The 9303-nt window shown below is 65.9% G+C and carries 9 protein-coding genes; 8 read left to right on the top strand and 1 reads right to left on the bottom strand.

Annotated elements, in window-relative coordinates; all coding sequences use genetic code 11:
• The first annotated feature begins 58 nt into the window (after positions 1–58).
• The 8 genes from PI990_RS19205 (at position 59) to PI990_RS19170 (ending at position 7714) form a co-directional block, all read left to right on the top strand.
• Positions 59–1408 carry a TolC family outer membrane protein gene (locus PI990_RS19205; protein WP_031288730.1) on the top strand — a complete coding sequence of 450 codons (1350 nt, stop codon included), beginning with the start codon at positions 59–61 and terminating at the stop codon, positions 1406–1408.
• Positions 1409–1442: 34 nt separating this feature from the next.
• A complete protein-coding gene (locus tag PI990_RS19200) occupies positions 1443–3599 on the top strand; it encodes a type I secretion system permease/ATPase (RefSeq protein ID WP_271658143.1) in 2157 nt (718 codons plus the stop codon).
• Positions 3589–4950, top strand: a complete 1362-nt coding sequence (locus PI990_RS19195; RefSeq protein WP_037022326.1) for an HlyD family type I secretion periplasmic adaptor subunit — start codon at positions 3589–3591, stop codon at positions 4948–4950. Before PI990_RS19200 ends, PI990_RS19195 begins: the two co-directional genes overlap by 11 nt.
• 131 nt (positions 4951–5081) lie before the next feature.
• A complete protein-coding gene (locus tag PI990_RS19190) occupies positions 5082–5519 on the top strand; it encodes a nucleoside deaminase (protein ID WP_021221981.1) in 438 nt (145 codons plus the stop codon).
• 63 nt (positions 5520–5582) lie between these two features.
• Positions 5583–6122 carry a hypothetical protein gene (locus tag PI990_RS19185; protein WP_271658142.1) on the top strand — a complete coding sequence of 180 codons (540 nt, stop codon included), beginning with the start codon at positions 5583–5585 and terminating at the stop codon, positions 6120–6122.
• Between the two features lie 32 nt (positions 6123–6154).
• The gene (locus PI990_RS19180) at positions 6155–6502 is read left to right on the top strand and encodes a hypothetical protein (RefSeq protein ID WP_271658141.1); all 348 of its coding nucleotides are present in this window, start codon (positions 6155–6157) and stop codon (positions 6500–6502) included.
• Positions 6503–6505: 3 nt separating this feature from the next.
• Positions 6506–6742, top strand: a complete 237-nt coding sequence (locus PI990_RS19175) for a hypothetical protein (protein WP_271658140.1) — start codon at positions 6506–6508, stop codon at positions 6740–6742.
• 483 nt (positions 6743–7225) lie between these two features.
• Entirely contained in the window at positions 7226–7714 is a 489-nt protein-coding gene (locus PI990_RS19170; protein WP_271658139.1) for a GFA family protein, read from the top strand.
• Here the strand turns inward: PI990_RS19170 and PI990_RS19165 are convergent, their stop codons facing one another.
• Complete coding sequence (locus tag PI990_RS19165; RefSeq protein WP_021222455.1) at positions 7715–9220, bottom strand: MFS transporter; 1506 nt, start codon at positions 9218–9220, stop codon at positions 7715–7717. It abuts the gene before it with no gap.
• Positions 9221–9303 lie beyond the last annotated feature (83 nt).

The following is a 9303-nucleotide window of genomic DNA, read 5'->3' as shown; positions in this document are numbered from 1 at the left end:
GACGGTGATTTCGGCCTTCAAACTACTGTCTCCAACACTCTGATAAGGATGCCAATCCATGCGTCTGCGTTTTGCTTGTGTCGTGCCTTTCGCTCTTGCTGCGAGTCTTCCGCTCCATGCCCAGACTCTTTCCGAAGCCATGCAGCGCGCACTGGATGTACACCCCGAAGTCCAGGCCGGCATCAATAGCCGGATGTCCGCCGATTACCAGTTGAAGGCCGCCAAGGGCGGTTACCTGCCGAAAGTCGACCTGCTCGCCGGCTACGGCCGCGAGGGTTCCGACAACACCACCACCCGTGGCCAGGGCGACCACTGGAAGACCATGACCCGTGGCGAATCGTCGCTGCGCCTGCAACAGATGGTGTTCGACGGCTTCGCCACCTCCAGCGAAGTGGCCCGCCAGCAAGCCACAGTCAATTCCCGTGCCTACTCGCTGCTCGGTACGTCGGAAAGAACGGCCTTGGACGCAGCCCAGGTCTACATCGACGTGATCCAGCGCCAGGAGATGGTCCGCCTGGCGGAAAACAACCTGAAGAGCCACCAGCGCATCTATGACCAGATCAGCCTGCGCAGCAGCCGTGGCGTCGGTCGCCTGGCCGACCAGGACCAGGCCGAAGCGCGCCTGGCCCAGGCCCGCAACAACCTGATCACCGAGCAGACCAACCTGGCTGACGCCCGCACCAACTTCTATAGCGTAGTCGGCATCGACCCGGTGGACCTGAGCGAGCCGGCCGGCCTGGCGGGCCAACTGCCCACCGACATCGCCGAAGCCCGCCAGACCCTGTTGGCCAACAGCCCGATCCTGCGTTCCGCCGAGTCGGACGTCGCCGCTGCCGAGAAGCAGTACGACGCGGCCAAGTCCTTCTTCTACCCGCGCTTCGACGCCGAGCTGAGCCGTGGTGCCGACAACGACCTGGACGGCCAGAACGGCCACGTCAACGAATGGCAGGCCATGCTGCGCATGCGCTACAACCTGTTCGCCGGTGGCAGCAACAAGGCCGACCTGGAATCCAAGGCCTACCAGATCAACCAGGCGCTGGACATCCGCAACAACGCCCTGCGCGTGCTCAACGAAGACCTGGGTCTGTCCATGAACGCCCTGGCCAACGCCCGCGAACAAATCCCGATCGCCCAGCAATATGTCGACTACAGTACCCGGGTACGCGAGTCCTACCAGAAGCAGTTCAGCATCGGTGAGCGCACCCTGCTGGACCTGCTGGACAGCGAGAACGAACTGTTCACCGCGTCCCGCCGCCTGGTGGAAATTCGCTACGTCGAACTGTTTACTCAGTACCGGATCAAGGCGACCATTGGCGAACTGCTCAAGAGCCAGGGCGTGGTCGCGCCGATGGCCTCCGTCGTCCAGTCCGAACTCAAGCCCGAGGCGACCCTGCCGGGCCTGAACTGAGCCTTCACCCGTCCTAGAGAAAGAGTGTCCAAGCGTGGATCCAGAAGTCAGCCGAGTACCCTTCAGTCACGATCCACGCGGACAGCTTGACGATCCACTCCTGGATAGCCTGCTCTCCCTTTGTCTGCAGCATCAGCGTCCGGCCAGCCGAGCCATGCTCACCGCCGGCCTGCCGCTGCCCGGCCAGCGCCTGACCCCCGAGCTGCTGCCCCGTGCCGCAGCCCGTGCGGGCCTGCAGGGGAGGGTGCTGCAACGCAAGCTGGAGCAGATCCCGGCGATCGCCTTGCCGGCCCTGCTGCTGCTCAAGGAAGGGCGCTGTGCCCTGTTGCTGGCCTGGGAAGAAAATGGCGACGCGCGCCTGCTGCTCAGCGAAAGCGATGGTGGCGAGGTGCGGGTCAAGCGCGAACTGCTGGCCGAGGACTACAGCGGCCAGTCGTTCTTCGCCCAGCCGCAGCACAAGTTCGACCTCAACCACGGCAGCCTCATTCCCCGGGTCAGCCACTGGTTCCGCGACACCCTCAAGCGTTCCCGCTGGCTCTATATAGATGCGGTGGCCGCCAGCCTGCTGATCAACCTGATCGGCCTCGGCGCCCCATTGTTCGTGATGAACGTCTACGACCGCGTGGTGCCCAACCAGGCCGCCGCCACCCTCTGGGTGCTGGCCATCGGCATCTCCGGCGCCTACCTGTTCGACCTGCTGCTCAAGACCATGCGCGGGCTGTGCCTCGATCTTGCCGGCAAGAAGACCGACATGATCATCTCGGCCACGCTGTTCGAGCGTATCGTCGGCATGGCCATGAAGAACCGCCCGGCGCGGGTCGGCAGCTTTGCCCAGAACATCCACGAATTCCAGTCGCTGCGGGACTTCCTCGCCTCGCTGACCATGACCAGCGTGATCGACCTGCCGTTCACTCTGTTGATCCTCCTGGTGATCGGCATCCTCGGCGGCCACCTGGTGTGGATCCCCGTGGTCGCCTTCGTCCTCGCGATGACCATCGGCTGGCTGCTGCAGAAGCCCCTGGTGGAAACCATGGACCGCACCATGGCGCTGTCCGCCGAGCGCCAGTCCAGCCTGATCGAAACCCTGGCCGGCCTCGACGCGGTCAAGGTCAACAACGCCGAAAGCGAGCGCCAGTACCTCTGGGAGCAGACCATCGGCACCCTCGGCCGCCTCGAGCTGCGGGTGAAGATGCTCTCCAGCCTCTCGCTCAACCTCACGCTGCTCATCCAGCAGTTGGCCGGCGTGGTGATGATCGTCGCCGGCGTCTACCTGATCATTGCCGGTGAGCTCAGCATGGGCGGCCTGATCGCCTGCTACATGCTCAACGGCCGCGCCCTCGGCCCGATGACCCAGCTCTCGGGCCTGATCACCCGCTACCAGCAGGCGCGCCTGACCATGCTCTCGGTCAACCACATGATGGAGCTGCCCCAGGAGCGCCACGAGGATGAACGCCCGCTGACGCGCCAGACCCTGCAGGGCGCCGTCGAAATGCGCCAGCTGAACTTCACCTACCCGAACCAGCAGACCCCGGCGCTGAACAACATCAACCTGATCGTCCGCCCCGGCGAGAAGATCGGCATCGTCGGCCGCAGCGGCTCGGGCAAGAGCTCCCTGGCCAAGCTCATCGTCGGCCTCTACCAGGCCGACTCCGGCAGCCTGCTGATCGACGGCGTCGACGTACGCCAGCTGGACGTCAGCGACCTGCGCCACAACATCGGCTACGTGCCCCAGGACATCCAGCTGCTCGCCGGCACCCTGCGCGACAACCTGGTGTCCGGTGCCCGCTACGTCGAGGACGAACTGGTGCTGCAGGCCGCCGAGCTGTCCGGCGTCCACGAATTCGTCCGCCTGCACCCCCAGGGCTACGAGCTGCAAGTGGGCGAGCGTGGGCAGAACCTCTCCGGCGGCCAGCGACAGAACGTCGCCCTGGCGCGCGCGCTGCTGCTCGACCCGCCCATACTGCTGCTCGACGAGCCCACCAGCTCCATGGACAACACCGGCGAGGAACGCCTCAAGCAGCGCCTCAACGCGGTGATCACCAACAAGACCGTGCTGCTGGTCACCCACCGCGCCTCCATGCTCTCGCTGGTGGACCGCCTGCTGATCGTCGACAAAGGGCAGATCATCGCCGACGGTCCGAAGGACGCCGTGATGGAAGCGCTGAAAAAGGGGCAGATCAGTGTCGCGTAAGTCTCTGGGCCAATCGTTGCTGAGCTATTTCAAAGGCCGCGAAGACCTCTCCGGCCAGCCCCTGCCGGAAGTCAGCAAGGCGCTGGTCGAGGACGCCCCCCGCGTGGTGCGCCTGACCATCTGGACGCTGATCGGCTTCACCCTGTTCCTCGGCTTCTGGGCGCATTTCGCCGAGATCGACGAAGTCACCCGTGGCGATGGCAAGGCGATCCCCTCGTCCAAGCTGCAGAAGATCTCCAACCTCGAAGGCGGCATCATCTCCGAGATGTTCGTCCACGAAGGCCAGGTGGTCGAAATCGGCGACCCGTTGTTGCGCCTGGATGCCACGCGCTTCCAGTCCAACGTCGGCGAAACCGATGCCGACCGCGTCGCCATGGCCCTGCGCGTCGAGCGCCTGAGCGCCGAGGTGGAGGGCCGCGAGCTGGCCATCAGCGAAGAGCTGCGCGCCAAGGCACCCGGCCAGGCGCAGAGCGAGGAAGCGCTGTTCGGCAGCCGCCAGCAGCAGTTGCACGACGAAGTCGCCGGCCTCGAAGAGCAACTGGTGCAGAAACAGCAGGAACTGCGCGAATTCGCCTCCAAGCAGGGCCAGTACCGCAACAGCCTGGAGCTGCTGCGCCAGGAGATCGCCATCTCCGAGCCCCTGGTGGCCGACGGCGCCATCTCCAAGGTGGAAGTGCTGCGCCTGCGCCGCGCCGAAGTGGAGAACCGTGGCCAGCTCGAGGCCACCAACCTGGCCATTCCCCGCGCCGAATCGGCGATCAAGGAAGTGGAACAGAAGATCGCCGAAACCCGCTCGCGCTTCCGCAGCGAGGCGCTCACCCAGCTCAACGAGGCGCGCACCGACCTGAACAAGGCCGAGGCCACCGGCAAGGCGCTGGAGGACCGGGTCAACCGCACCCTGGTCACCTCGCCGGTGCGTGGCATCGTCAAGCAACTGCTGATCAACACCATCGGCGGCGTGATCCAGCCGGGCAGCGACCTGGTGGAAATCGTCCCGCTGGACGACACCCTGCTGGTGGAGGCGCGCATCCGTCCCCAGGACATCGCCTTCCTCCACCCCGGGCAGAAGGCCATGGTGAAGTTCACCGCCTACGACTACACCATCTACGGCGGCCTGCAGGCCGAGCTGGAGCAGATCGGCGCGGACACCATCACCGACGAAGAGGGCAACAGCTTCTACCTGATCAAGCTGCGTACCCGCAAAAGCCACCTGGGTACCGATGAGAAGCCGCTGCTGATCATCCCCGGCATGGTCGCCTCGGTGGACATCATGACCGGCAAGAAGAGCATCCTCAGCTACCTGCTCAAGCCCATCATCCGCGCCCGCGCCGAAGCCTTGCGCGAGCGTTGATTGCTTCACGCCGTGCCGCCCCCGGCACGGCGTTCATCGCTTCGTCACATCGCCTTCACGCACCAGTGGACAGCCCGCCGGCCATCTCGTAGCGTTCGCTCCATCGACGCAACCGCGCAAGGAGCACCACCATGGACGCATTCATGCAGGCCGCCATCGACGAAGCCCGCCAGGGCCTGGCCGAAGGCGGCATTCCCATCGGCTCGGTCATCGTCCACAAGGGCCGTATCATCGGCCGTGGCCACAACCGCCGGGTACAGGAAGGCAGTGCCATCCGCCACGGTGAAATGGACGCCTTCGAAAACGCCGGCCGCCAGCCCGCCAGCGTCTACCGCGAAGCGGTGCTCTATACCACGCTGTCGCCGTGCTCCATGTGCAGCGGCGCGATCCTCCTCTACGGCATCCCGCGCATCATCGTCGGCGAGAACCGCACCTTCCTCGGTGAGGAAGAACTGCTGCGCTCCCGCGGCGTCGAGGTCGAGGTGCTGCAGGACGCCACCTGCATCGCCCTGATGGAAGACTTCATCGAAGCCCGCCCGGAACTCTGGAACGAAGACATCGGCGAATAACGCCGCCCGGTACAAGGACGTACGCATGCCATCCACCTCCCACCAGGCCCGCCGGTGCCGGCCATGAGCGCTCAGCTCCGTTCCCTCGGGGTGACGCTGCGCCTGCTCTGCTACCTGCTGTTCGGCGTGCTCACGGCCCTGCCGCTGGCGCTGCTCTCCCTGCTGTTGCCCTGGAGCACTCATCTGTTCTCGGCGTTTCTGCTGCTGGGCGCCTGGGCGGGTACCGCCGGCCTGGTGCGTGCGTTGCTGGTCGAACCGGCCCAGGCCTCGCTGCTGGGCAACCTGATCACCAGCGCGCTGCTGATGATCGGCATACGGACCATGCTGGTCGGGCTGCTGCTCGATCCGGGCCAGGAAAGCCTGCGCCAGGGTGGCCTCGACCAGGACTTCGACCTGCGCATGCTGGGCCTGCTGGCGATGGTCTACGGGCCGATACTGGTCGCCCTGCATTACCTGGCGCGCGTGGCCTGGACCTTCTACCGCGACGCCGATTGCCAGGGCCTGCGCCTGCTCGCCGGCCTGGTCCTGGTCATATTGCTGGTCCCGCAGTTGGTCAAGCTCGCCTGGCCCATGCTGCTTTCGGTGTTCATGCAGATCACCTAGTCCTCCCTTCTTTTCCCGCCCAAGGATCGACCATGAAACCCACCTCGCTCGCCTTGACCCTCGCCACGCTGCTGCTCGCCACCCGCGCGGGCGCGGCCGACTACAGGCTCGACGACCTCTACGGCCCCTGGTGCCTCAAGGGCCTGGCCCCGACCCAGGACGGCGAGCGCGAACCCGACAACTCCACCTACGACTTCACCCGCGCCGGCACCCTCGACTACAGCATGGGCGGCTTCACCCAAAGCGGCGCCTACCGCGTCGAAGGCGACACCATCAGCACCGAAGGCATGGGCAACTACAAAATCGTCTCCATCGGCAAGCAGGAGATGGTGCTGCACTACATGGGCTACTTCTTCTTCCAGCGCGGGGCGTGCGAGTAAGGGATGGAGGAGATCTTTGGCGGGGTGTTGCGGGTTATCGGCTGGCTTCTCCGTGCAGTGCTCGAGGTGCTGGTGGAGGGGGTGCTGTTCTGGATTGGTTGGCCCTTCGTGAAAGCCTTCACCCTCGGCCGCTACCCACGGGGGCGCTTCCTGGATGACATGCCCGAATCCGCCTGGGTCTCTGCCGTCGGGCTGCTGGTCTGCGTACTCGTCGTGCTGCTGGCAATCTGGCTGTTGTAGGTCGGGTGCAACCCGACACCCCGGCACACGCGGGTTTAACCCGCCCTACGATGCGGTGCCTGGGACGTTCTTTTCATCCACTAATCGGTGTTGCCGGGAGGCACGCAAGGTGGACCGGTGAGGCGTGGTCCACCCTACACATGTGCCCAATCCCGGGCCACGGCGCCAACCGGTGTGTAGGGTGGATGACGCTCTTTTCATCCACCAATGGCGGTCCGTCCGGGCGGTGAGGGTGGGCCTCGCTGCGCTCCACCCATTTCGCGAATGAATTCGCTCCTACGGTCGGGGAGGGTGCCTGGCCGGGAGCGCTGCACGCTCCTTGGCGACTGAAGGCGCCCCTACATCGGGTGCAACCCGACGGCCCTGTGCCTGCATACACGCGGGTTTCACTCGCCCTACGGCCCAACCGACGAACGACCCCGTGCAACCCCGGCGATCCTCCTGTCCAGATGCCCTGCAATCCATTCGACCCCGGAGGTCAGCATGCACCTGGAAGGCTCCTGCCATTGCCAAGCCGTGTCCTTCAGCCTGGACAGCGCCCACCCCTATCCCTACCAGCGCTGCTACTGCTCCATCTGCCGCAAGACCCAGGGCGGCGGTGGCTATGCCATCAACCTCTCCGGGGATGCGCAGAGCCTGAAGGTCACCGGGCGCAAGCACATCAGCGTCTACCACGCGCGGCTCAAGGAGGAGGGCGACAAGCGGGCCCACGCCAGCACCGCCGAGCGGCATTTCTGCTCGCTGTGCGGCAGCGGGCTGTGGCTGTTCAGCCCGGAATGGCCGGAGTTGATCCACCCCTTCGCCTCGGCCATCGACACGCCCCTGCCGGTGCCGCCGGAGCACACCCACCTGATGCTCGGCTCGAAAGCCGAATGGGTGGAGGTGGAGGCCGGCGTCAAGGACCAGCGTTTCGACCTCTACCCGCAGGAGTCCATCGCCCAGTGGCACCAGCGCCTGGGCCTGGAGGGCTGATCAGGCCGTGCGCGGCACCTCGTCCACCTGGGACAGCGGCGCCGCCACGCTTTCCAGCGGCTGGCGCTCCGCTGCCACGCCCCAGAACGCCTGCACCAGGCCGGCGCCGACCATCAGCGCGGCGCCGATCAGGTAGCCGATGAATACGTTGCTGCGCTCGGCGCTCTCGATCAGCTGGCCGAACAGCAACGGGCCGACGATGCCGCCCAAACCGGTGCCGAAGGCGTAGAACACGGCGATGGCCAGGGCGCGGATCTCCAGCGGGAAGGTCTCCGCCACCGTCAGGTAGGCCGAACTGGCCGCTGCCGAGGCGAAGAAGAAGATCACCATCCAGGCGATGGTCTGCTGGGTGGCGTCGAGCATCTCCTGCTGGAACAGGTAGCCGCTCAGGGTCAGCAGCACGCCGGAAATGATGTAGGTGCCGCTGATCATCACCCGCCGCCCCACATGGTCGAACAGCCGGCCGAGCAGCAGCGGCCCGCAGAAATTGCCCAGGGCGAAGGGCAGGATGTACCAGCCCACGTTCTCGCTGGGCACGTCGTAGAAGTCGGTCAGCACCAGGGCATAGGTGAAGAAGATGGCGTTGTAGAAGAACGCCTGGCTGGTGAGCAGGCTCAGGCCGACGATGGCACGACGCCGGTGCACGTTGAACAGGGTATGGAACACCTCGTTCAGCGGCGTGTGGTCGCGGCCGCGCAGGCGCATCTTCGGCAGGTGCTCGACGCTGGAAAGCTCATGGCCCTCGCGGCGGAAGCGCGCCTCGATGTCGTCGATGATCGCCAGGGCCTCCTTGGGCCGGTTGTGGATCATCAGCCAGCGCGGGCTTTCCGGCAGCCACAGGCGCATCAGCAGGATCACCAGGCCCAGGGCCGCACCGATGCCGAAGCACAGGCGCCAGCCCATGTCGCCACCGAGGATGTCCGGGTCCAGCAGGATCACCGACCCCACTGCGCCCAGGGCCGCGCCGACCCAGAAGGTGCCGTTGATGCCCAGGTCCACCCAGCCACGGAAGCGCGCCGGGGTGAACTCCTGGATGGTCGAGTTGATGGCCGAATACTCGCCGCCGATGCCGGCGCCGGTAAGGAAGCGGAACAGCATGAAACTCCACATGTTCCAGGCGAAGGCGGTGGCGGCGGTGGCGCTGATGTACACGGCCAGGGTGAGGAAGAACATCTTGCGCCGGCCGATGCGGTCGGTGAGCCAGCCGAAGAACAGCGCCCCCAGCACTGCTCCGGCGATGTACATGCCGCCGGCCAGGCCCACTTCGGCGTTGGTCAGGTGCAGCACGGGGCTGTCCTTCAGCGCGCCGGCCACCGAGCCCGCCAGGGTCACCTCCAGCCCGTCCAGCAGCCAGGTGATGCCCAGGGCCATCACCAGCAGCGTATGGAAGCGGCCCCAGGGCAGGCGGTCCAGGCGCGCCGGCAGGTCGGTCTCGTAGCAGTGCGGGTCGTCGCCCGTGGTCGCGCGTTCCCGGGCGGCATCGGCGGGCAGGGTGGTCGAGTTCATCACAGGCTCCCTTGATCTTGTTCTTGCAGGCCGTGGGCCTGGCCATTGATCAAGAGAGCGCGGTGTCTGGCGGGGAGTTCAGG

It is taken from the genome of Pseudomonas sp. TUM22785, assembly GCF_028198105.1.
Classification (GTDB): domain Bacteria; phylum Pseudomonadota; class Gammaproteobacteria; order Pseudomonadales; family Pseudomonadaceae; genus Metapseudomonas; species Metapseudomonas solani.
This window is presented reverse-complemented; position numbering and strand designations above follow the sequence as displayed.

Excerpts from the sequence above, each read along its gene's own strand:
- PI990_RS19205 (WP_031288730.1), top strand. The coding sequence starts at position 59 with ATGCGTCTGCGTTTTGCTTGTGTCGTGCCTTTCGCTCTTGCTGCGAGT.
- PI990_RS19190 (WP_021221981.1), top strand. The coding sequence starts at position 5,082 with ATGGACGCATTCATGCAGGCCGCCATCGACGAAGCCCGCCAGGGCCTG.
- PI990_RS19185 (WP_271658142.1), top strand. The coding sequence starts at position 5,583 with ATGAGCGCTCAGCTCCGTTCCCTCGGGGTGACGCTGCGCCTGCTCTGC.
- PI990_RS19180 (WP_271658141.1), top strand. The coding sequence starts at position 6,155 with ATGAAACCCACCTCGCTCGCCTTGACCCTCGCCACGCTGCTGCTCGCC.
- PI990_RS19175 (WP_271658140.1), top strand. The coding sequence starts at position 6,506 with ATGGAGGAGATCTTTGGCGGGGTGTTGCGGGTTATCGGCTGGCTTCTC.
- PI990_RS19170 (WP_271658139.1), top strand. The coding sequence starts at position 7,226 with ATGCACCTGGAAGGCTCCTGCCATTGCCAAGCCGTGTCCTTCAGCCTG.
- PI990_RS19165 (WP_021222455.1), bottom strand. The coding sequence starts at position 9,220 with ATGAACTCGACCACCCTGCCCGCCGATGCCGCCCGGGAACGCGCGACC.